Consider the following 20020-nt stretch of genomic DNA (forward strand, 5'->3'; position numbering starts at 1 on the left):
GTCGACACCAGAACAGGCAGGACCACCGGCCGACCCTTCACGGGCCCGGCAAGGGATTGATCGGCTCCCCAGCCCTGGCCAGGAACAGGTCGTTATCGGCGCGGATGAGCAGGTCAGCGGCGCTCAGGTCATCCGCCTCCAGGCGACTCAGGCCGATCAACAGCTGAGGATGCAGAGAGCGCACCAAGGCACCTCGCAGGGTTTCGGACACGGCCTCGACCCGCTGCTGCGAAGCCCCGACCAGAAGCATCGCGAAGCAGGCATCGGAATAGCGGCCCAGGAGATCGGGCTCCATCGCCAGCGCTGTGAAGCGCTCGGCGAGTTCACCGACGAGACCATCGGGAGCCGTGGCCTCGGCCAGCCCACGCACCTGGTCGAGATTCTGAACACTGAGCAGCAGCAGGGTCAGGGAGCCCTGGGTGCGCCGGGCCCGCTCGAACTCCTTCTGACAGAGCACTTCGAATGCGCTGCGGCGAAAGAACCCGGTGATGGGACAACGCGCCAGCCGCTGGCGCAGCTCGATTTCCCGGCTCACCTGTTCGGAGAAGAGCTGGAGCCAGTGCAGCTGCCGTGGGCTGAACTGGCGGGGTGTCCGATCGATCACACAGAGGGTGCCAAGGGCTTGCCCGTCCTGAGGCCTGAGCTGGGCGCCGGCATAGAAGCGGATCTTCGGCTCCGACACCACCAGCGGATTGGTGTTGAAGCGGGGGTCGTCCAGGGCGTCAGGCACCACCAGCGTCGAGCACTGGGTGATCGCGTGGGCGCAGAACGCCATGGACCGGGGTGTCTGGGAGGCCTCGAGACCCACTCTGGACAGAAACCACTGACGCTCCCGATCCACCAGCGAGATCAGGGCGATCGGTGTGTCCAGGGTCTCGGAGGCCAGGGTGGTGATGCGGTCGAGGTCCGCGTCCGATTCGGTGTCGAGCAGCAGGGTCCTCTCCAGCGACCGCAGCCGCTCTTCCTCATCGGCGGGAGTCGGATAGTCGGGGAAGGGGGTCATGGTCTCCAGAGAGAGCAAGGACTCTCCGGGGCGCCAGCCCATTGTTTCCTCTGCATCCTCTGAATCGCAGTCCTGGCCATCACGGTCCTGTCGAGACCGCGATGGTTAGCCTAGGTCTGAAGAGCTTGTGACCCAACGCCCGGCCGTGCCTTTCCGCTTCACAATCCCGCTGGCGACCCTGCTGCTCGGTGGCAGCCTGCTGTCACCGACCGGTGCCCTGGCAGAGGTGCAGCCCCTTGTCTCCGCTCCACGGCCGTGGCATCCGCCGATCGAGCTCCCCCACACCCCGGCCCTTCAACCACAACCTCACCCCCAGCCGCAGACACAGACGCCAGCTCAGGCCAATTCCAGCGCCACCCTGGCGATCGCGTCCCCGGGTCCTGAGCGCAGCCTGGTGCTCCACCGCAGCAAGCGGCAGGTGGTGGTGATCGAGGATGGCCGAGAGCTGCGCCGTTTCCCGGTGGCCGTGGGCATGCCCGGCTGGGAAACGCCTCTTGGCCGCTTCCAGGTGATCGAGATGGCGCCCGATCCGGTCTGGAAGCACCCGGTGAGCGGCAAGCTCTACCCCCCCGGTCCGAACAACCCCCTGGGTAGCCGCTGGATCGGCTTCCACCGCGACTGCGCCGGCAAGCGCGGGTTCAACGGTCAGCAGCACCTGGAGGTGAAGGGCTGCGTCACCGCCGGCTTCCATGGCACCCCCCAGCGGGAGACCGTCGGCCAGGCCGTCTCCCACGGCTGCGTGCGCATGTATGACGAGAACGTGCGCGACCTCTTTGAGCTGGTGCGCATGGGCACTGTGGTCACCGTGCTGCCCTGAAGGGGTCACCCGGAGCAACAAACGTAGAGTTCGGCCCTCCCCTGCGTTCTCCCCATGCGCGTGTTGTTCGCCGCCGCCGAGTGCGCCCCGATGATCAAGGTGGGGGGCATGGGCGATGTGGTGGGGTCTCTGCCGCCAGCGGTGGCGGCCCTCGGCCACGACGTGCGCACGATCATGCCGGGCTACGGCAAGCTCTGGAGCCGCCTGGAGATCCCCAGCGAACCCGTCTGGCGCGGCCGGGCGATGGGCAACGACTTCGCCGTCTATGAAACCCGGCATCCCACCCATGGGTTGCCGCTCTATCTGGTCGGACATCCGGTGTTCGATCCGGAGCGCATCTACGGCGGAGAAGATGAGGATTGGCGCTTCACGTTCTTTGCCAACGCCGCCGCCGAATTCGCCTGGAACCACTGGAAGCCGGAGGTCTTTCACTGCCATGACTGGCACACCGGCATGATCCCGGTCTGGATGCACCAGGACCCCGAGATCAGCACAGTCTTCACCATCCACAACCTCGAATATCAGGGCCCCTGGCGCTGGAAACTCGAGCGCATGACCTGGATTCCCTGGTACATGCAGGGGGATCACACCATGGCCGCCGCTCTGCTCTATGCCGATCGGGTCAACGCCGTCTCCCCCACCTATGCCCAGGAAATCCGCACGCCCGAATACGGCGAACGCCTCGATGGCCTGCTGAATTACATCAGCGGAAAATTGCGCGGCATCCTCAACGGCATCGACACCGAAGCCTGGAACCCCGCCACCGACAGCCTGCTGCCCGCCTGCTACAGCGCCACCGACATGGCTCCGAGGGCCACCAACAAGCGGGTGCTACAGGAGCGCATGGGGCTGGGGGTCAATGCCGACACCTATCTGATGGGGATGGTGAGCCGACTGGTGGATCAGAAGGGTGTGGATCTGCTGCTGCAGGTGGCCGACCGGGTCCTGGCCTATTCCGACAGCCAGATCGTGGTGCTGGGAACAGGCGACCGCAACTATGAATCGGGCCTCTGGCAGATGGCCGCCCGTCATCCCGGCCGCTTCTCCGTGTTCCTCACCTACGACGATGCCCTGGCGCGGTTGATCTATGCCGGCGCCGATGCCTTCCTGATGCCCAGCCGCTTCGAGCCCTGCGGCATCAGCCAGATGCTGGCGATGCGCTACGGCTGCATCCCGATCGTGCGCAAGGTGGGCGGCCTGGTCGACACCGTCCAGCCCCATGTGCCCGCCGACCACAGCGGCACGGGCTTCTGCTTCGATCGTTATGAGCCGGTCGACTTCTACACCGCGATCGTGCGCTCCTGGGAGGCCTATCGCCACAGCCACAGCTGGCGGGAGCTGCAGTTGCGCGCCATGGCGGTGGACCACAGCTGGACCCGCTCGGCGCTCGACTACGACGCCATGTACCGCGATGTGCGTGGGGTCAAACAACCCACTCCCTCGGCCGCCGATGTGGAGCAATTCTCCCTCGGTCAGGAGGCCGACCCCAGCCTCGGCCAGGCCGGTGAGGCCACGGCCCAGCCCCCCAGGCCGGAAGGCGGCGGCGGTCCCCGCAATCCCCTCTCCGTCCTTCTGCGCCGCGGCCAGGGCTGAGGATGGAGCGCCCGGGCTCCGAGCTGCCGGTCGTCTACGAAAGTCCCTGGCGGGCACTGGGGAGGGATCTGCGCGCCGTTTACGCCAGCTGCGTGCTGGCCCTGAGAAGACTTTGGCGCCGCCAATGGCAGGGGGATCTGCCCACACCTCCGTTCTGGCCCCGGGGTCAGGCCACTCTCTTCTGGCCTGCTCTGCTGCTGTCGGCACTGCTCCTGCTGGGCCTGGCCGGGGGATGGGCCGTTCGGCAGCTGCACTCACCGAGCGTGGAGAGGCCAGTGGGGCTGGATGGGTCAGGGCCATCGCCATCCGTTCGATCGCCAACGGTCCCATCGCCCCCGCTACCCATTGATCCAGCCTTTGATCCGGTTCAGGCCCCGGTGGAAACGCCTCCCGAGCCGCTGCCCCCGAAGGCGAAGGCTGCCCCCAGCGCCAGCAGCGCCCCGATCCTGTTGCCGCAGGGGTTCAGCGACGACTCGGGCTTGGTGCTGGCGGCGCCAACAGGCGGCAGCGCCCTGCTGCTGAACCTGCGGATCTCGGAGGCCTTCCAGGTCCTGCCTGAGCGCGAACGGCAACGACTGGCGCAGCAGTGGTGGCAGCAGGCCCTCGGCCTCGGCTACGAGCAATTGCGCCTGTTCGCCCCCAGCGGCGCCGAGCTGGGCCGGAATGCCGTCGTGGGCGGCGGCATGATTCTGCTCGATTGATCCGAAGCGGGCGGAAGCGATGCGGCTGGCGAACCTGGTGGAGCTGTGGGGAAGGCCGATCGAAGCGGCTCCCGCCGATCAGGCGGCCAGCTTCAGCCGCATCGGCACCGACAGCCGCGAGCTGGAACCCGGCTGCCTGTTCGTGCCCCTGGTGGGGGAGCGCTTCGATGGCCACGGCTTCCTGGCAGCGGCCCTGGAGCAGGGGGCGCTGGCCGTCCTGGCCCAGCGCGACCGCCTCAGCGCCGAGCAGGCCGAGGCCCTGGTGCGCTCCAGCGGCGGCCGGATCTGGCTGGTGGATGACACCCAGGCGGCTTACCAGGAGCTGGGACGCCTCTGGCGCCGTCAGGGCAGCGCGCCGGTGATCGCCGTGACCGGCTCAGCCGGCAAGACCACCACCCGCGAGCTGATCCGCGCCGTGCTGTCCCCCCTCGGTCCGGTGCTCGCCAGTGTGGGCAACGAGAACAACGACATCGGCGTGCCGCTCACCCTGCTCAAGGCCGGCGGGGAGCACCGGGCCGTTGTGGTGGAGATGGGCATGCGCGGTCTGGGGGAGATTGAGCGACTCAGCCGCTGCGCCGAGCCCGACATCACGGTGATCACCAACATCGGCACGGCCCACATCGGCCGGCTGGGCAGCCGCGAGGCCATCGCCACCGCCAAGTGCGAGATCGTCGCGGCCCTGCGCCCCGATGGTCTGGTGGTGATCCCGGCCGGTGACCCCCTGCTCGAAGCCAGCCTCGCCGCCGTCTGGAGCGGGCGAGTGATCCGCGTCGCCCTCCAGGACGACCCCACGGGCCCCCAGCCAGGCCAGCTGCTGGGCCGCCTCCGGGCCGGCACCGACGGCGACCGGTTGATCTGGGGGCGGGCGGAGCCGGGGGCCAGGGAGCACAGCACCGAGCTGCCGTTGCCGGGCCGCCACAACGCCCGCAACCTGCTGCTGGCCCTGGCCGTGGCCAGCGAACTGGGGGTGGATCCCCTGCAGCTGAGCCGTCTGGAGGTGGCCCTGCCGGGCGGGCGCAGCCGGCGGATCCGCCTCGGGGAGATCGAGGTGCTCGATGAGACCTACAACGCCTCCCCTGAAGCGATGCTCGCTGCGCTGGATCTGCTGGCGTCCCAGGGGGGGCGGCGCTTCGCGGCACTGGGCACCATGCTCGAGCTGGGGGAGCAGAGCACCGAGCTGCACCGCCGGGTGGGAGAGCGGGCCAGAGCCCTCGGGCTCGATGGGCTGGTGATCGTGGCGGGCGGCGCTGAAGGGGAGGCACTGCTGGCGGGGGCTGCCGGCCTGCCACGCCTGCAACGAGTTGATTCCCCGGAGGACGCCGCCCAGACGCTGCTGGGCTGGCTGGAGCCCGGCGACCACCTGCTGCTGAAAGCCAGCCGGGGGGTGGCCCTGGAGCGCCTGCTGCCGCTGCTGGAGCGGGGGCTCAGCCCCGCGGCGGGCTCCAGCCGGCCTTGATCAGCTGACGGGCACGGCCCAGGGCCAGGGAACCGTCCGGCACGTCGCGAGTGAGGGTGGAGCCGGCCCCCACGGTCACGCCGGCACCCAGCACGATCGGTGCCACCAGCACCGAGTTGGCGCCGGTCTTGCTGCCGGCGCCGATCACGGTGCGGTGTTTGCGCACGCCGTCGTAATTGGCGGTGATCGTGCCGGCCCCCACGTTCACCCCGGTCCCCAGATCGGCATCGCCGAGATAGCTGAGGTGGTTGGCCTTGCAGCCGGCGGCCAGGTGGCTGTTCTTGACCTCCACGAAATTGCCGATGCGGCAGCCGCTTTCCAGCCGCGCACCCGCACGCAGCTGGGCGAAGGGCCCCACCACACACCCCCCGGCCACACTCACGTCGCGCAGCACGGAGTAGAGCACCTCCACGCCGTCATCGAGCTGGCTGTCCTCGATCAGGCAACCGGGGCCGATGCGGCAGCCGCTGCCGATGCTGGTGCTGCCCCGGAAATGGCACTGGGGCTCCACCAGCACATCCCGGCCGAAGCGGGTGCCCTCACTGAGGGTGCAGCTGGCGGGATCCACGAAGCTCACACCCTCCGCCATCCAGTGGCAGCGGAGCCGCTCCTGCAGGGCCGCCTCACACTGGGCCAGCTGCAAACGGTCGTTGATGCCGGCGATTTCGGCGGGGTCTTCCACCTCCATGTGCTCGGCGGGCCGGAGCATCGCCACGGTGTCGGTGAGGTAGAGCTCCCCCTGGTCATTGTCGGTGCTCAGCTGCGGCAGCACCGCCGCCAGGGCGCGCCAGTTAAAGCAGTAGATGCCGGCATTGGTGAGGTCATTGCGGCGCTGATCCTCACTGCAGTCGCGGTGCTCGACAATCGCCTCCACCTGGCCCTGGTCATCGGTGAACACCCGGCCATAGCCACTGGGATCAGCCAGCCGGGCCGTGAGCAGGCTCACCGCGGCCCCGGAGGCCCGGTGGCGCTCCAGCAACGCCTCCAGGGTGGCGGGCCGCAACAGGGGGACATCGCCATTGAGCACCAGCAGCTCCCCCTCGAACTCCTCCAGAGGAGCCAGCAGCTGCTGCACGGCATGGCCCGTGCCGTTCTGCGGATGCTGCAGCACGAACTCCAGGCCGTCCAGATCGGCCAGGGCGGTGCGCACCCGTTCGGCCTGGTGGCCCACGATCAACACCTGCCGCTGGGGATCGAGGTGGCGGCAACTGGCCAGCACCCGCTCCACCAAGGTGGCTCCCGCCAGGGATTGCAGCACCTTGGGCAGATCGCTCTTCATCCGGGTGCCCTTTCCAGCGGCCAGCACGGCAACGGCGAGCATCGGCGGATCAAGGCATCTGGCGTCGGAATCTACCGGTCTTGTCCATGCAGACCCCAGCGCCGCCGCCAGGCACTGGCCGGCTCCGCCCCACTGAGGGTCTGGGCCCGCTGGCGATCGGCCAGGATCTCGGCCGCTTCGGCGCTGCCCCCTGGGTCGCGATAGGGCTCGCCGGCCCGGCTGGCCAGATGCTCCCGCTCCATCAGCGACAGGGGCCGCCACCAAGGCGAAGACACCTCCAGCGCCGGAGCGGCCACGGTGCCATGGCTCCAAGCCTGACCTGGAGGGCTACCGGCACTGTCGCCGGCACCGGCGGCTTCGGATCGCAGCGCCGCCAGCTGCAGGCCGGCCGTAGCCAGGCTGCGGCGGGGGGCAGCGGCCGAGCAGTAGGTCAGCAGACGCCCGTGGGGAGCCAGCAGCGCGACCAGCGCAGCCAGGAACTCCTGACTCCAGAGCTGGGGACAGTGGCGCGGCGAGAAGGCATCGAGCATCACCAGATCGCAGCGCCCTGCGGCCTGTGCCAGCACCGCCTTGATCTCCTGGCGGGCATCACCCCAGAGCAGCTCTCCCCAGCCGTGAGGGCTCAGCCAGCGGCTGGTGTCCCGCAGCTGCAGGAGCAGATCCAGCCCGAGCGCTGGCTGCCACTGCTGGAGGAAGGAAGGCTCCGCAAGGGCCAGAGCCAGGGGGGCAGGATCGATCTCCAGACCGAACCAGCGCAGGCGCAACCCCAGGGGGGCCGCCAGCTCGAGCAGGGCGGCGCTGTTGGTGCCCATCCCCACACAGACATCCAGCACCCAGAGCTCCGTCCCGGCGCTGAAGCGCTCCAGCTGGGCCGGGTACGCATAGGTGCGCCGCGCCTCGAGCAGGGCGCCACTGCGGCAGTGGAACCCCTCGGCAAACTCCGTGCTGTGCAGGCTGAAACTGCCGTCATCGGTGAAGCGGGGGCTGAGATGGGCCGCCGCCGGCGCCCCGGGCTTCACCCCGCCTGGCCGGAGGGTTCGCCCTGCAGGCGCGCCAGATCGTCCCAGAAGCCTGGATACGACACCGCTGCCGCATCGCAGCGGTGCAGCCGGGTGATGCCGACGGCCACCTGGGCGGCCACCCCCAGGCTCATGGCCACGCGGTGATCGGTTTCGCTGTCGACCTCGGCGCCATGGAGCGGGCGTCCACCCTCGATCACCAGACCGTCGGAAGTTTCCTCCAGGGCTGCTCCCATCGCCCCGAGCTGCCGGGCCATCACCGCCAGCCGGTCGGTTTCCTTCACCCGCAGTTCCTCGGCATCACGGATGCGGCTCACCCCCTCAGCGCAGCAGGCCGCCACCGCCAGGATCGGAATCTCATCCACCAGCCGGGGGATCAGGTCGCCACCGATCTCGAACGCCTTCAGCGGACCATGGCTGACGCGCACATCCCCTACCGGCTCACCAGCCACATCGCGGGGATTGAGCACCTCCAGCCGGGCCTCCATCTGCTGAAGCACCTCGAGGATGCCGGTGCGGGTGGGGTTGAGGCCCACGTTCTCCACGGTGATCTCGGCCCCGGGGGTGATGGCGGCGGCCACCAGCCAGAAGGCTGCCGAGCTGATGTCTCCGGGGACCACCACCGAAAGCCCCCGCAGGCTGGCCCCGGGATGAAGACAGATCATCCGCCCCATGTCACCACCCACGTCCAACTTGGCGCCGAAGGCGCTGAGCATGCGCTCGCTGTGATCGCGGGAGCGGGCCGGCTCGATCACGGTGGTGGAGCCGCTGGCCGTGAGGGCCGCCAGGAGCAGGGCCGATTTCACCTGGGCCGAGGCCACGGGGGTGCCGATCACCGCGCCATGGAGCTGGCAGCCTTCGATCGCCAGCGGAGCGAGGTTGCCGCCCGCCCGGCCGCGGATCAACGCGCCCATGCCGGCCAGCGGCTGGCCCACCCGGGCCATCGGCCGCCGGCGCAGGGAGGCATCGCCATTGAGCACGAAATGGCGGCCCGTGCGGCCCGCCAGCAGCCCCAGCATCAGGCGCATGGTGGTGCCTGAATTGCCGCAGTCGAGCACGTCGTCGGGCTCCTGGAGGCCATCGAGGCCGACCCCCTGCACCAGCACCGGCTCACCGGCCTGGATCGGACCGATCGAGACCCCCATGGCCCTCAGGCAGGCGGCGGTGCTGAGGGGATCTTCGGCGGGGAGCAGGCCCTCGATACGGGTCTCGCCTTCGGCGATGGCACCGAAGAGCAGAGCCCGGTGGGAAATCGACTTATCGCCCGGCACCCGCACCGTGCCGCGCAGGCTGCGCTCCCGGCCAGCACCGGCATTGGAGCCCAGGATCAGGGGGCTGCCGGGGGCGGGGGCGACGGCCATGCGATGGAGTGACGAGGCGAAAGGGGAATCGGGGGAGCCTAGGCCTGAGCTTCCGCTGGAAACGCCGGCGACTGGGAGCCATTGAGACGATCACCCGCATCCCCCAGTCCGGGCACGATGCGGAAGGCCTCATCCAGCTCGGGATCGATGCAGGCGGTGTACACGCTGAGATTCGGGAAACGCTTGCCGAGGGTCGCGAGCCCGGGGCTGGCTGCCAGGGCCGTGATCACCCGCAACCGCTGACCGCTCACCCCCCGGGCCTCCAGGCGCTCCAGCACCTGGATCAGGCTGCCGCCAGTGGCCAGCATCGGATCGAAGACCATCACCCCCACCCGCTCGCCGATCCTCTGCGGCAGCGCGTCGAGGTAGCAACTGGCCTCGCCCGTGCGCTCATCCCGCACCAGGCCCATATGGGCGACCCGGGCGGAGGGCAACACTGCCTGGGCTCCGGCCCACAGCCCCAGGCCAGCACGCAGCACCGGCACCGCCAGCACAGGCACCGACGGGTCCACCACCATGCCGTCGGTGACGGCCAGAGGGGTCTGCACCTGCAGGGATCGCTGGGGCAACCAGTCGCGTACGGCTTCATAGGTGAGCCAGCGACCCAGCTCGGCCATGGCGGTGGCGAACAGCGGCGAGGGGGTGTCCTGATCCCTCAGCAGAGTGAGCCAGTGGGCGATCAGGGGGTGGGGTGGAACAACCACCCGCAGCGACATGCTCATGTGCCATAGCTTGAGCCGTCACGCTACGTGCGCAGTGCCGTCTGCTCTTCGGGTGTCCAGGCCCCACCCTTCTCTTGGGCAGCGCATCCACCGACGCTGGTGGTCGCTGCTGGCCGGACTGATCCTGCTGATGGGCAGCTCGCTGCTGATGGGGGTGGGGAGCGCCGCTGCGATCACGGCACCGGAGCTGCGGGGCCAGCGTGCCCTGCAGGATCTTCAGCCCGACATGCACGGCCGTGACCTGCGTCAGCAGGAGTTCCTCAAAGCCTCAATGGGCGGCTTCGACCTCAGCGGCAGCGATCTGCGCGGGGCGGTGTTCAACTCCAGTGATCTCACCAACACCAACCTGAGCGCAGCCAACCTCGAAGACGCCGTGGCCTTCGCCACCCGCTTCGATGGGGCCGATCTGAGCGGGGCTGTACTGCGCAACGCCATGCTCATGCAGAGCCGTTTCACCGGTGCCCAGATCGAGGGGGCCGATTTCAGCGACGCCGTGCTGGATCTCTCCCAGGTCAAGGCCCTCTGCTCCCGCGCCGATGGCGTCAACCCAAGCACTGGGGTGTCCACGGTCGAAAGCCTGGGCTGCCGGTAACATTCGGGTCCGGTTCCGGTGGTGAACAGCCACCGGGGGCAAGGGGGAAAGTCCGGTGTGAGTCCGGCGCTGTCCCGCAGCTGTGAAGCCCGTGCTCCGGTCGACAACCGCCGCACGAGCCAGTCAGAACACCCGCCGGTACTCCCTCTCGTGCCGGCGCGGACCGGAATTCCAGACCATGACCTTCCTGTCACGGGATCCGGCTCGGCTACGGCAGCCAGCACGGCACTCCCGATTCTCTCCCCGACCCAACCAAACCACCCCTCACGGAGCCAGCTCTAGGCCCACCCCCGGGAATCTGATCACCCTGGCCGGGCTGGTGCCCCTGCTGCTGCTCTCGCTGCTGGCTGCTCCCGCCTCGGCCCACCACCTGATGGAGGCCTTCGGACTGAGGGAAGGGGCCATGGCTGGTTTCCTCAGTGGGCTGGGCCATCCCTTGCTCGGCCCTGACCATCTCCTCTTTCTGCTCAGCCTCGGCCTGGTGGGGCTGCAACAGCCTCTGCGCTGGGTGATCGCCCTGCTGGCGATCGGCCTGGGCTCCACCGCCCTGGGCCTGGTGCTGCCGGTGCCGCCCGGCAGCGAACTGCTGGTAGCCCTCTCGCTCGTGGCCACCGCTCTGGTGGTGCTGGGCCGCTGGCCACGCTGGATCCTGCTTCCCGCCATCGCCCTGCACGGCAGTGTCCTCAGCCAGCCGGTGCTGGGCTGGTCGTTCTCAGCCCAGGTTCTCTATCTATTCGGGCTTCTGATCAGCCAAGGGGCCCTGCTGATCACGGCCGTCACCCTGGTCCGCTCCTGGGCCCGGGGGCTTGAGGCAGCCAACCTGCGACTGGTGGCCGGGGTGATGATCGGCATCGGCGCCACGTTCGCCTGGACCCAGCTGGTGCCCTGACGATGGCAATCCCCACCGCAGTCCCGCCGGCCCCGCTCGCCAGCCCGCGGCTGCCGGTCACTGTCGTGACCGGTTTTCTGGGCGCCGGCAAGACCACGCTGCTGCGCCAGCTGCTCCTCCACAGCGGACAGCGCCTGGCAGTGCTGGTGAATGAGTTCGGCGAAGTGGGCATTGATGGAGCCCTGCTGCGCAGCTGCGGCTTCTGCCCCGAAGACGAGCTGGAAGGTCGGCTGGTGGAGCTGGCCAACGGCTGCCTCTGCTGCACCGTCCAGGACGAGTTCCTGCCCACCATGCAGATCCTGCTGGCCAAGGCCGATCACCTCGACGGCATCGTGGTCGAAACCAGCGGTCTGGCCCTGCCCGAGCCGCTGGTGCAGGCTTTTCAGTGGCCTGAGATCCGCACCCGCACCCGCGTCAATGGCGTGGTGGCTGTGGTCGATGGCGAAGCCTTGGCTCAGGGCAGCGTGGTGGGCGACCCTGCGGCCCTGGAGCGTCAGCGCTCGGCCGACCCCAGCCTCGACCACCTCAGCGACCTCGAGGACCTCTTCCGGGATCAGCTGGCGGCGGCGGACCTGGTGCTGATGAGCCGGGCCGATCGGCTCGATGGTCCCCAGAGTGAGGCCGTTCAACAACAACTGGCGCCGCTTTGCCGACCTGGAGTACAGGTGCTGCCGATGGTGCGCGGAGAAGTGCCTGCCGAGCTCATGCTCGGTCTTGAGCGCGTTGAGCCGGCCTCTGGGCACCGTTCGGATCAGCAGGGTCATCCCGCTGACCATGACCACGACCACGCCCACAGCGACGAAGCGCACGACCACGACCACAGTCATGTGCCGATGCAGTCGCTGGCGTTGCAGCTGCCGGGCGACTTCGAGAGGCAGGCCCTGGAACGCCTTCTGATCGAGCAGATCGTGGAGCAGGGGATCCTGCGACTCAAGGGCTGGTTGCGTCAGAGCGGCAAGCCAAGGCCCCTGCAGATCCAGGCGGTCGGTCCGCGGCTCGATTGCTGGTACGACCGTCATCCCGGAGAGCCCAAAGCCGAAGGAAGCCCAGGCCTGGAGCTGGTGGTGCTGGGCCTGCACCTCGACCGAGGACGGCTGGAGAAAGCACTGGGCGGCGCGGCCCTCAGCACCCGGGCCTGAGGCGGCCCTCAATCCAGCGGGAAGGAACCCTTGGCGCAGACCCCGTCCCAGCAGAGGGCATGGTCGTCCTGCCAGCGGCCACTCACCGGCTGCCAGGGGCCGCTGGAGCGGCGCATCTCCACAGAGCCGCGACCGTCGTGGCGGAATATGACCCGAAGACCCTCAAGGTCGATCTGCCAGCGCTCCCCCACCGACTCCACTGTCATCACACAGGGGTGCCAGGGGCCATTCTCAAGACGGCATTCCAGCTTGTAGGCCGGAGGTTCGGCCCCCAACGCCGTTCGCGAGACCCAGCCCAGCCCCATCACCACGACCGCCGCCAGGGTCAGCGCGGCGAAGGCTGACAGGGGCCGCCGTACAGGCAGCGCCAGGGGTGGGGCTTGCATGGCTTGGGTCTCCTCCGTCTCACCCTTTCAAGCTGGAGCTGGGGCTGGCGGAGCGGGAACACGGGCTGCCAAGATTTAACAAACGCCCTGGCTGCCTGGTGCCCCGCTTTCACGCCCGTGTGCTGGTCTCGCTGAGGCCCTCGGTTCTCGATCCGGCCGGGGAGGCCACCCGCGCCGCCTCCAGCCGCCTGGGGGTGGAGGGAGTGAATCGCCTGCGCATCGGCAAGGCGGTGGAGCTGGAGATTGAAGCGGCCGATGCCGACACGGCCCGCTCGCGGGTTGAGTTGCTCAGCGACCGGCTGCTGGCCAATCCCGTGATCGAGAACTGGGAAATGGAGCTCAGCGAGATCCCCGCCAATGGGACGGGCCAATCGGCATGACGATCGGTGTGGTGGTCTTCCCCGGCTCCAACTGCGACCGGGACGTGGGCTGGGCGGCTGAGGGCTGCCTGGGAATTCCGACCCGCTTCCTCTGGCACGAGGAGCGGGACCTGACTGGCCTGGATGCTGTGGTGCTGCCCGGAGGCTTCAGCTATGGCGACTACCTCCGCTGCGGCGCGATCGCCCGCTTTGCTCCAGTGCTGAAGGAGGTGGCTGAATTTGCAGCCAGGGGCGGCCCGGTACTGGGGATCTGCAATGGCTTTCAGATGCTCACCGAACTCGGTCTTCTCCCCGGTGCTCTCACTCGCAACAGCCGACTCCACTTCGTCTGTGAGCCCACAGCCCTGACGGTGCGCCCTGGTGGCTGCTGCTGGCTCTCCAGCTACGGGGAGGGCGAAGTGATCAACCTGCCGATCGCCCATGGCGAAGGCCGCTACCAGTGCGAGCCGGCCACCCTCGCGGCCATGGAGCAGGCCGGCCAGGTGGTTCTTCGCTACCAGAACAATCCCAACGGTTCCGTGGGTGATGTGGCAGGTCTGTGCAACCCTGCCGGCAACGTGCTCGGGCTGATGCCCCACCCGGAGCGGGCCTGCGACCCCCGCACAGGCGGGATCGATGGCCAGCGCCTGTTGGCCAGCCTGCTGAACTGAGTCGTCCGCCTCAGGCAGGCAGCAAAAAGGGGGCTCATGGGCCCCCACGATTGATGCGGTGTTCCACTGCCCACTGGGGGTGAGCTGTCGGTTGACCGCTCAGTTGACCGCGGCGAAGAACTCCTTGCTGCCGACGGGGTCAGGGTTCATGGTCTTCTCGCCCGGTGTCCAGTTGGCGGGGCAGACCTCATCGGGGTTTGCCTTGACATGCTGGAAGGCCTGAAGGACCCGCAGGGTCTCTTCGACATTGCGGCCCACCGCCAGGTTGTTGATGGTGGCGTGCTGGATCACACCGTCGGGATCGATGATGAACAGACCGCGCAGGGCCACACCCGCGTCCTCATCAAGAACGTTGTAGGCGGAAGCGATCTCCTTCTTGAGGTCGGCCACCAGGGGATAGGCGATGTCCCCGAGGCCACCCTGCTTGCGATCGGTCTGAACCCAGGCCAGGTGGGAGAACTGGCTGTCCACCGACACGCCCAACACCTCGGTGTTGCGGCTGGTGAAATCGCCGTAGCGGTCGCTGAAGGCGGTGATTTCCGTTGGGCAGACGAAGGTGAAATCGAGGGGGTAGAAGAAGAGCACCACGTACTTGCCGCGGTACTGGGAGAGGGTGACCGTCTGGAACTCCTGGTCCACCACAGCGGTGGCGGTGAATTCAGGGGCCTGCAGACCGACGAGCCGGGACATGCTTGAGAGGGGGGTGACGAAGGAGAGAGCAGGGAGCTCAGTCCGAACTCGGACCGACTACCACTTGCGACCGCAACAATTTATCACGGAACCCTGGCAAGAGTTGCCCTTAGGATGGATGAGGCGACGTCGGCTGATGCCCCGCCCCCTTTCCACAGCCTTTTCCAGATGTCCTGGGACCCTGTCCTGCTTCGTAAGTACAACAACACCGGTCACTTCCGCCTGCTCAACCAGCTGCGCAGCGAGCTGAAAACCAGCCCCCTCAACCGGGAGGAACCCGGCGAAGAGGACGGGGGCGGGCGCTCACGCACCGGCACCCTGGTGCGTGCCGTGGATGTGCGGCCCCAGCTCTACGGACGAGCCAGACGCTATGCGGGGCCAGCCCCGGCGCCCAACCTTCCTCCGGCCTCCGGAACTGAAGGAGGCTCTGCCTCCGCCAGTTTCCGCGAGCGCCTCAACGCCATCGAGATGCGCTGAGCTCAGCCTGGGGCTGATGGCTCCACCGCGCCAGTCAATGCCCTGCATCAGAAGGCGAATACCCAACCTTGCCAGGCCTGGGATTCGCTTGTGATTGGGGCGACTTCAATCAGACGCCACAAATGGCTCGGGGGAGACTTGAACTCCCGACCTTGGGGTTATGAATCCCACGCTCTAACCAGCTGAGCTACCGAGCCGCGTTGTAAGGACTTTAAACGATCGACCTCCCTCTCCCGACAAGGGAAGAGGGAGGTGGCAAGGATGGAGATCAGGCTCTGCCGGGGAGGAATTGAAGCGGATTTGCGGCGCCACGTCCAGGGGGATGGATCTCGAAATGGAGATGGGGACCGGTGCTGCGGCCGGTGCTGCCCATTTCCGAGATCTTGGCGCCCTGGGACACCTGCTGGCCCACCCGCACCAGCACACGACTGTTGTGGCCGTAGAGCGACTTGCTGCCGTCAGGGTGCTGGATCTCCACCAGGTAGCCGTAGCCGCCATCGTGCCAACCGGCGTAGGACACCTGACCACCCTGGGCCGCCACGATCGGCGTTCCCACATTGCTGGCGATGTCGATGCCCTTGTGCATCCGTCCCCAGCGCCAGCCGTAGCCCGAGCTGAAGACGCCGCGGGCCGGCCAGATCCAACCACTGCCGAGCTGGGAGGGTTCCGTGGGTTGCTCACCGGGACGGTTGAAGCCGGGAAGGTCTGGCCAGCTCAGGCCGCCGCTGCCCACGGGCTTGAGACCCAGCACCATGCGCGAACGGGACGCACCCGCCCTGGAGACGCGGATCTGACTTCCTTCAACCAGACGGGCCGCCTCGAGACCAGGGTTGAGCCGCAGCAGATCCTGGATGCTGAGCCGGTAGCGCTGGGCGAGCTTCACCAGGTTGTCACCGAAGCGCACCACACCGGTGGACTCAAGCGGGGGTGGCTCGCTGAGAGGAGCCGAGCGCCGGAGCTCGCTGGTGTCGAGGGAGGCGAGCTGCTTGGCCGTCGAAGCCTTGGAGGAGGGCAGTACCACCCAGTCGCCACGGCTGAAGCCGTGATCTTCATTGACGTTGTTGAGCTTGGCCAGAGGGGTTTCCTGAACCCGCAACTGGCTGGCCAGCTCTTCAAGAGTGATGTCGTTGCGAATGCGCACCCAGAGCTTGTCGCGGAACGAGCTGGGCAGGGAGGCGAGCAGTTGGGGTTGGCCTGCTGGAGGCAGTGCCGCCGTCGCAGGATCGATCTCCAGGCGCTCAGGCATCGTTTCGAAACCGGGCCGGCGCGCGTCGGCAATGCCAGGGATGGCGCCGACAGCCACCAGGGAGAGAACCGGCATGGTTCCCAGCAGCGGCAGGATCAGTTGCGAAGGCTTCATGCAGAAATTCACCCGTCGGACAAGGCCCGGTGGAGAAGCCACCATCCCCGAGCCGCGCCGAGGGTAGCGGCATGAACCATCGGGCACAAGCCTCTGGGGTCAGCCACTGGATCGTCATGGACGATCCAGTGAGCGGCTGATCGCTCAGACACCTGTCTCCAACTGGCGCAGGGCCTCGAACAGCACCACGGCCACGGAGACCGAGAGATTCAGGCTGCGCACCCCGCCGCCATGGCGAACGGAGCCAGGCATGGGGATCGTCAGCCGCATGTCGGCCTGCTCGAGCAGCTCCGGCGGCAGACCGTCGCTCTCCCGGCCGAACAGCAGCCAGTCATCGCTGCAGAAACGGCAGTGCTGGTAGGGCTGATCAGCCTGGCTGCTCAACGCCAGCAGCCGCCCTCCCCGCCGCCGTTGCTCTGCGCTCAGGGCCTCGAACCCGGGATGGACGTGCAACGGCACCCAGGGCCAGTAGTCGAGCCCTGCCCGCTTGAGCTGGCGTTCGTCGAGGCTGAACCCCAGCGGTTCGATCAGATGGAGCTCCGCCCCGGTGGCGGCACAGGTGCGCGCCACATTGCCGGTGTTGGGCGGGATCTGGGGCTGGAACAGCACCACCCGGGGAAGGGCGCTCACAGGCCCGGCACCGGCTGGCTGAGGGCGTGCAGATCAAGAGCGCGGCCCTGGATCACCAGCCAGCTGGCCTGGGCCAGGGGCTGCAGCCGCTGCTGCAGCCCTCCCAGCCGATCCCGGAAACGGCCGCCGATCACGGTGGGAGGCACCACACCCCAGCCGGTCTCCTCCGTCACGATCACCTGGGGCGCGCAGCAGCTCAGCAGCGCCTCCAGAAGGCCCAGCTGCCGTCGCTCCCAGGCCTCAGTGTCGAGATCGAGATGGTGGGCCAGCCAGGTGCCGAGGGAATCGATCAGCAGCAGGTGATCCGCTGGGGCGCGCCCCAGGGCCGACTCCAGCTCCCCTTCCACCTCCCAGGTGATCCAGTGCCCGGGTCGCCGGCTCTGGTGCAGTTGGAGGCGCTGCTGCCAGGCCGGATCATCCGGAGCAAGGGCTCCGGTGGCGACATAGAGCACCGGACGGCCAGTGCCGACCACCAGATGTTCGGCCCAGCGGCTCTTGCCACTGCGGCTGGGGCCACTCACCAGGGTCAAACCAGCCCCGGCACGTTGTTCAACCACCCCCATTCATGTTGCGCAGGGTGGCCACCGAGGATGGAGAAACACGGTTGAGGTAGCGGAAGATCCAATACTTGAAGATAGTTGCCAAGATCACCGGAAATGTGGCGATGAACAAGAGAATAAAGTTCTCCCGTTGCGGCAGCCCCAGATGGTTGGCGACACCATCGAGCAAAACAGTCCAACCCTCTGGACTATGAAATCCAACAAATATATCGGTAAACAGGATGATGGCGAAGGCCTTGGCACTGTCGCTCAGTCCATAGACAAGTTCATCAAGGAACCCTCGCAGGACACGGATTTCCTCCTGGCCGAAGACACAGACCAAAACGAAACCCACCATGGCAAACACATCAGAGATCACGTTCTTGATGGCACGAGTGCTCTGACTGTCCGCCTCCTGCTTGAGCTCTTCAGCCCGGAGCGCAAGCGCCTGGTGCAGCTCCTCATTGGTGGGCAGCACAGACCCCTTGAGCAGAGCGTCGAACTCGATCTCAGCCTTGTAAATGCGTAGTTTCTCCACGGCCGCCTCCTCCAGCTGTGGCTTGGTGTAACTCAGAAAAGGCACATGGGGCGCGAAGCGATCCACCAGGGGGGAGATCACGAACGAGCGGCTGGCCTGCTGCATCAACAGGGGAACCAGCACCAGCAACAGCAGGATGCGCAGAGAGACCAGCGTGGTGTCGCGTCGGCGCCTGAAGCCCGCCACCACGGTGGCCTCGGCTTCAGGATCCAACTGCTGGCGCACCCGCTCCACAGCGCCCATCAGGCTGCGGGGCAACAGTTCCGGCGTGCGGCTGAGGCTGGCCGAGCCTGAGCGCGAGTTGTAGCGGGCTTCGACGGACTCGATCAGCTGCAGCTGACGCTGTTGCTGTGAATCCAGTTCATGGCGGCGGGGCTGGAGCTGCTCGAGGCTCTCGCGGCAGATCTGCAGTGCCGACTGGAACCGGCGCAGCATCTGGTTGCGCACCTGGCGGGGCACGCTCAGCTCCAGGTCGGTACGGACGGGACGATCGGCGAAGAACTCGATCTCGATGCTCTGGATCAGCAATGCAGCCTCATAGGCACGCTCGAGCTGATGAACAAGATCGCTGGAGCGCGCCTTGCCGAACGTACCCATCCAGTTGCGCAGGGCCATCGGTGATCAGCGGGAGAAAACCCACCAGGTCAGCATCGGCACAATGGTGCCCACCACCAGCAGCACGATCACCCACTGGAAGCCGTTGCTGTTGGCGGTCTCCTCACGGGTGGGGATGTTGGTCACCATGGGGGCGGCCGTCTCCTCCAGGGGCGGTCCCGGATCTTCTCCGCCCTGCAGCACCGTGCCCAGACGGTCGAGGGCATCGAGGGAGGCCTGGCGGTAGCGGGTTCCCAGCCGCAGGGGAACGGCCATGGTGCTGTCGGCGGTGTCGCGCAACAGCGAGGCCGGCAGTTGCTCCAGCAGCTCGGGACTGGCCACCACTGCAGCGGTGTTGGTCTGGGCGTCGATCAACACCAGCAGCGAAGCGCCTGAGCTGGGCTCAGCGGCCGACCAGGTCTCGAGCGCCTGCTGGCCCAGGGCATCGAGTTCCAGGCCGTAGTCGAGGCGGGGAACGGTGAGCAGCCTGGCCTGAACGTGATCGCTCTCCAGGTCGGCCAGGCGACGCTCCAGCTCCGCCGAGGTGGCGCGACTGAACAACCCGGCCGTATCGATCAGATGCTGCGAGACGGGCGCTGTGGGCAGGTCACGGATCCCCACAGCCCAGACGGCGGGTGCGGCAGCCAGCAGGGATATCACCAGGGCGGTGAGCACGGCCAGCAATCGGTTCAGCAGACGCACGGGCAGCAGAAATGGATTGTTGCCCACAGTTTGCCCTCAGCTGGCCAGGCTGTCGCGGTTGAGAGCCTCAATCGCCGCGAGAATCTGTCCGGCCTTGCCTCCGGGCAAATCGAGCTGAACCGCCAGGCTCTGCAGGAACACCGTCTCGCTGGCCTGGACAACCCGGTCGCTGTGGACCAGCTGAGCCGCCACCGCCAGAGCCGTTTCGCGTTGCTCAAAGCTCAGGACCGGAACTGCGGCACTGACCAGCGCCTCCAGTCCCCCTTGGCGCAGGTCAGCCAGCAAGGAATCGAACAGTTCACCCATGGCCAGATCGGAAAGGCCGGCGTAGGGACTGCGGTACTGCAGCAGCCCGCGCAGGGCCTTGGCCTCCACGAGGCCCAAGCTGCCGTCACAGGCAACCGCGGCCAGGGCGATAGCGGCAAAGGCCTGACTGGCATCCATGGGGCGGGCAACAAAGGAGATCCCATTCCAGCAACGTGGCCTGGGAGTGGCCAGGCTGG

At 67.6% G+C, this 20020-nt stretch carries 23 protein-coding genes, 1 tRNA gene and 1 riboswitch; of the genes, 10 read left to right on the forward strand and 14 right to left on the reverse strand.

The genetic code is table 11. The annotated features are described in order from the left end of the window. Nucleotides 1-37: 37 nt before the first annotated feature. Nucleotides 38-1003: a GAF domain-containing protein gene (locus WH5701_RS06930; RefSeq protein WP_071934275.1), complete on the reverse strand. Its 966-nt coding sequence runs from the start codon at nucleotides 1001-1003 to the stop codon at nucleotides 38-40. Nucleotides 1004-1130: 127 nt separating this feature from the next. Between WH5701_RS06930 and WH5701_RS06935 the strand changes: the two genes are divergently transcribed. Genes WH5701_RS06935 through murF form a run of 4 tightly spaced genes read left to right on the forward strand, consistent with a single transcriptional unit; the run spans nucleotide 1131 to nucleotide 5570 of the window. Beyond that, nucleotides 1131-1820: a L,D-transpeptidase gene (locus WH5701_RS06935; RefSeq protein ID WP_006171414.1), complete on the forward strand. Its 690-nt coding sequence runs from the start codon at nucleotides 1131-1133 to the stop codon at nucleotides 1818-1820. A gap of 54 nt (nucleotides 1821-1874) precedes the next feature. Beyond that, nucleotides 1875-3413: a glycogen synthase GlgA gene (gene glgA / locus WH5701_RS06940; RefSeq protein WP_006171415.1), complete on the forward strand. Its 1539-nt coding sequence runs from the start codon at nucleotides 1875-1877 to the stop codon at nucleotides 3411-3413. 2 nt (nucleotides 3414-3415) lie between these two features. Further along, entirely contained in the window at nucleotides 3416-4114 is a 699-nt protein-coding gene (locus tag WH5701_RS06945) for a hypothetical protein (RefSeq protein WP_006171416.1), read from the forward strand. Between the two features lie 19 nt (nucleotides 4115-4133). Continuing rightward, complete coding sequence (murF, locus tag WH5701_RS06950) at nucleotides 4134-5570, forward strand: UDP-N-acetylmuramoyl-tripeptide--D-alanyl-D-alanine ligase (RefSeq protein ID WP_006171417.1); 1437 nt, start codon at nucleotides 4134-4136, stop codon at nucleotides 5568-5570. On the opposite strand, the gene glmU is transcribed toward murF, so the two are convergent. From glmU to upp, 4 genes are read right to left on the reverse strand one after another with little or no spacing between them, the layout of a single operon-like run. Beyond that, nucleotides 5539-6891 carry a bifunctional UDP-N-acetylglucosamine diphosphorylase/glucosamine-1-phosphate N-acetyltransferase GlmU gene (gene glmU / locus WH5701_RS06955; RefSeq protein WP_006171418.1) on the reverse strand — a complete coding sequence of 451 codons (1353 nt, stop codon included), beginning with the start codon at nucleotides 6889-6891 and terminating at the stop codon, nucleotides 5539-5541. The two genes, murF and glmU, sit on opposite strands and share 32 nt — an antisense overlap. Nucleotides 6892-6920: 29 nt before the next feature. Then, nucleotides 6921-7868 carry an MnmC family methyltransferase gene (locus tag WH5701_RS06960; protein WP_006171419.1) on the reverse strand — a complete coding sequence of 316 codons (948 nt, stop codon included), beginning with the start codon at nucleotides 7866-7868 and terminating at the stop codon, nucleotides 6921-6923. Next, nucleotides 7865-9229 carry a 3-phosphoshikimate 1-carboxyvinyltransferase gene (gene aroA, locus WH5701_RS06965; protein WP_006171420.1) on the reverse strand — a complete coding sequence of 455 codons (1365 nt, stop codon included), beginning with the start codon at nucleotides 9227-9229 and terminating at the stop codon, nucleotides 7865-7867. The genes WH5701_RS06960 and aroA overlap by 4 nt, the downstream gene beginning before the upstream one ends. 38 nt (nucleotides 9230-9267) lie before the next feature. Next, nucleotides 9268-9951 (reverse strand): uracil phosphoribosyltransferase, encoded by a 684-nt coding sequence (gene upp, locus WH5701_RS06970; protein WP_006171421.1) that lies wholly within the window; start codon nucleotides 9949-9951, stop codon nucleotides 9268-9270. 130 nt (nucleotides 9952-10081) lie between these two features. Between upp and WH5701_RS06975 the strand changes: the two genes are divergently transcribed. The 3 genes from WH5701_RS06975 (at nucleotide 10082) to cobW (ending at nucleotide 12571) form a co-directional block, all read left to right on the forward strand. Next, complete coding sequence (locus WH5701_RS06975; RefSeq protein WP_006171422.1) at nucleotides 10082-10543, forward strand: pentapeptide repeat-containing protein; 462 nt, start codon at nucleotides 10082-10084, stop codon at nucleotides 10541-10543. Continuing rightward, nucleotides 10537-10698, forward strand: a riboswitch (cobalamin riboswitch). It overlaps the preceding gene by 7 nt. A gap of 164 nt (nucleotides 10699-10862) precedes the next feature. After that, nucleotides 10863-11432: a HupE/UreJ family protein gene (locus WH5701_RS06980; RefSeq protein WP_006171423.1), complete on the forward strand. Its 570-nt coding sequence runs from the start codon at nucleotides 10863-10865 to the stop codon at nucleotides 11430-11432. 2 nt (nucleotides 11433-11434) lie between these two features. Beyond that, nucleotides 11435-12571 carry a cobalamin biosynthesis protein CobW gene (cobW, locus tag WH5701_RS06985; protein WP_050751393.1) on the forward strand — a complete coding sequence of 379 codons (1137 nt, stop codon included), beginning with the start codon at nucleotides 11435-11437 and terminating at the stop codon, nucleotides 12569-12571. Nucleotides 12572-12579: 8 nt separating this feature from the next. Here cobW and WH5701_RS06990 read toward each other — a convergent pair whose 3' ends face one another. Then, a complete protein-coding gene (locus WH5701_RS06990) occupies nucleotides 12580-12957 on the reverse strand; it encodes a hypothetical protein (RefSeq protein WP_006171425.1) in 378 nt (125 codons plus the stop codon). A gap of 98 nt (nucleotides 12958-13055) precedes the next feature. Here WH5701_RS06990 and purS point away from each other — a divergent pair, with 98 nt between their 5' ends. Together purS and purQ are read left to right on the forward strand one after the other, a co-directional pair. Then, on the forward strand, nucleotides 13056-13337 hold the full coding sequence (purS, locus tag WH5701_RS06995) for a phosphoribosylformylglycinamidine synthase subunit PurS (protein WP_006171426.1): 282 nt from the start codon (nucleotides 13056-13058) through the stop codon (nucleotides 13335-13337). Then, a complete protein-coding gene (purQ, locus tag WH5701_RS07000) occupies nucleotides 13334-13987 on the forward strand; it encodes a phosphoribosylformylglycinamidine synthase subunit PurQ (RefSeq protein ID WP_006171427.1) in 654 nt (217 codons plus the stop codon). Before purS ends, purQ begins: the two co-directional genes overlap by 4 nt. Nucleotides 13988-14086: 99 nt before the next feature. Here purQ and WH5701_RS07005 read toward each other — a convergent pair whose 3' ends face one another. Next, nucleotides 14087-14677, reverse strand: a complete 591-nt coding sequence (locus tag WH5701_RS07005) for a peroxiredoxin (protein WP_006171428.1) — start codon at nucleotides 14675-14677, stop codon at nucleotides 14087-14089. Between the two features lie 168 nt (nucleotides 14678-14845). Between WH5701_RS07005 and WH5701_RS07010 the strand changes: the two genes are divergently transcribed. Beyond that, nucleotides 14846-15154, forward strand: a complete 309-nt coding sequence (locus WH5701_RS07010; protein WP_006171429.1) for a hypothetical protein — start codon at nucleotides 14846-14848, stop codon at nucleotides 15152-15154. Nucleotides 15155-15277: 123 nt separating this feature from the next. Here the strand turns inward: WH5701_RS07010 and WH5701_RS07015 are convergent. The 7 genes from WH5701_RS07015 to WH5701_RS07045 all read right to left on the reverse strand — a co-directional run bounded on the left by WH5701_RS07015 (nucleotide 15278) and on the right by WH5701_RS07045 (nucleotide 19961). Beyond that, nucleotides 15278-15351, reverse strand: a tRNA-Met gene (locus WH5701_RS07015). Nucleotides 15352-15422: 71 nt separating this feature from the next. Beyond that, nucleotides 15423-16514: a M23 family metallopeptidase gene (locus WH5701_RS07020; protein ID WP_006171430.1), complete on the reverse strand. Its 1092-nt coding sequence runs from the start codon at nucleotides 16512-16514 to the stop codon at nucleotides 15423-15425. Between the two features lie 144 nt (nucleotides 16515-16658). Next, complete coding sequence (locus WH5701_RS07025) at nucleotides 16659-17144, reverse strand: tRNA (cytidine(34)-2'-O)-methyltransferase (protein WP_006171431.1); 486 nt, start codon at nucleotides 17142-17144, stop codon at nucleotides 16659-16661. Next, nucleotides 17141-17707, reverse strand: a complete 567-nt coding sequence (locus WH5701_RS07030; RefSeq protein WP_006171432.1) for a bifunctional adenosylcobinamide kinase/adenosylcobinamide-phosphate guanylyltransferase — start codon at nucleotides 17705-17707, stop codon at nucleotides 17141-17143. The genes WH5701_RS07025 and WH5701_RS07030 overlap by 4 nt, the downstream gene beginning before the upstream one ends. Next, on the reverse strand, nucleotides 17694-18836 hold the full coding sequence (gene pxcA, locus WH5701_RS07035) for a proton extrusion protein PcxA (RefSeq protein WP_006171433.1): 1143 nt from the start codon (nucleotides 18834-18836) through the stop codon (nucleotides 17694-17696). The genes WH5701_RS07030 and pxcA overlap by 14 nt, the downstream gene beginning before the upstream one ends. Before the next feature lie 6 nt (nucleotides 18837-18842). Beyond that, a complete protein-coding gene (gene psb32, locus WH5701_RS07040; protein ID WP_006171434.1) occupies nucleotides 18843-19544 on the reverse strand; it encodes a photosystem II repair protein Psb32 in 702 nt (233 codons plus the stop codon). 9 nt (nucleotides 19545-19553) lie between these two features. Beyond that, complete coding sequence (locus WH5701_RS07045; protein WP_006171435.1) at nucleotides 19554-19961, reverse strand: tellurite resistance TerB family protein; 408 nt, start codon at nucleotides 19959-19961, stop codon at nucleotides 19554-19556. Nucleotides 19962-20020: the final 59 nt, after the last annotated feature.

It is taken from the genome of Synechococcus sp. WH 5701 (genome assembly GCF_000153045.1).
GTDB classification, from domain to species: domain Bacteria; phylum Cyanobacteriota; class Cyanobacteriia; order PCC-6307; family Cyanobiaceae; genus Regnicoccus_A; species Regnicoccus_A antarcticus.

Bases quoted from the DNA above. Each gene is read 5' to 3' on its own strand.
- WH5701_RS06930 (WP_071934275.1), bottom strand. From the start codon at position 1,003: ATGACCCCCTTCCCCGACTATCCGACTCCCGCCGATGAGGAAGAGCGG.
- glgA (WP_006171415.1), top strand. From the start codon at position 1,875: ATGCGCGTGTTGTTCGCCGCCGCCGAGTGCGCCCCGATGATCAAGGTG.
- WH5701_RS06945 (WP_006171416.1), top strand. From the start codon at position 3,416: ATGGAGCGCCCGGGCTCCGAGCTGCCGGTCGTCTACGAAAGTCCCTGG.
- murF (WP_006171417.1), top strand. From the start codon at position 4,134: ATGCGGCTGGCGAACCTGGTGGAGCTGTGGGGAAGGCCGATCGAAGCG.
- glmU (WP_006171418.1), bottom strand. From the start codon at position 6,891: ATGCTCGCCGTTGCCGTGCTGGCCGCTGGAAAGGGCACCCGGATGAAG.
- aroA (WP_006171420.1), bottom strand. From the start codon at position 9,229: ATGGCCGTCGCCCCCGCCCCCGGCAGCCCCCTGATCCTGGGCTCCAAT.
- upp (WP_006171421.1), bottom strand. From the start codon at position 9,951: ATGAGCATGTCGCTGCGGGTGGTTGTTCCACCCCACCCCCTGATCGCC.
- WH5701_RS06975 (WP_006171422.1), top strand. From the start codon at position 10,082: ATGGGCAGCTCGCTGCTGATGGGGGTGGGGAGCGCCGCTGCGATCACG.
- cobW (WP_050751393.1), top strand. From the start codon at position 11,435: ATGGCAATCCCCACCGCAGTCCCGCCGGCCCCGCTCGCCAGCCCGCGG.
- WH5701_RS06990 (WP_006171425.1), bottom strand. From the start codon at position 12,957: ATGCAAGCCCCACCCCTGGCGCTGCCTGTACGGCGGCCCCTGTCAGCC.
- purQ (WP_006171427.1), top strand. From the start codon at position 13,334: ATGACGATCGGTGTGGTGGTCTTCCCCGGCTCCAACTGCGACCGGGAC.
- WH5701_RS07005 (WP_006171428.1), bottom strand. From the start codon at position 14,677: ATGTCCCGGCTCGTCGGTCTGCAGGCCCCTGAATTCACCGCCACCGCT.
- WH5701_RS07010 (WP_006171429.1), top strand. From the start codon at position 14,846: ATGTCCTGGGACCCTGTCCTGCTTCGTAAGTACAACAACACCGGTCAC.
- WH5701_RS07020 (WP_006171430.1), bottom strand. From the start codon at position 16,514: ATGAAGCCTTCGCAACTGATCCTGCCGCTGCTGGGAACCATGCCGGTT.
- WH5701_RS07030 (WP_006171432.1), bottom strand. From the start codon at position 17,707: ATGGGGGTGGTTGAACAACGTGCCGGGGCTGGTTTGACCCTGGTGAGT.
- pxcA (WP_006171433.1), bottom strand. From the start codon at position 18,836: ATGGCCCTGCGCAACTGGATGGGTACGTTCGGCAAGGCGCGCTCCAGC.
- WH5701_RS07045 (WP_006171435.1), bottom strand. From the start codon at position 19,961: ATGGATGCCAGTCAGGCCTTTGCCGCTATCGCCCTGGCCGCGGTTGCC.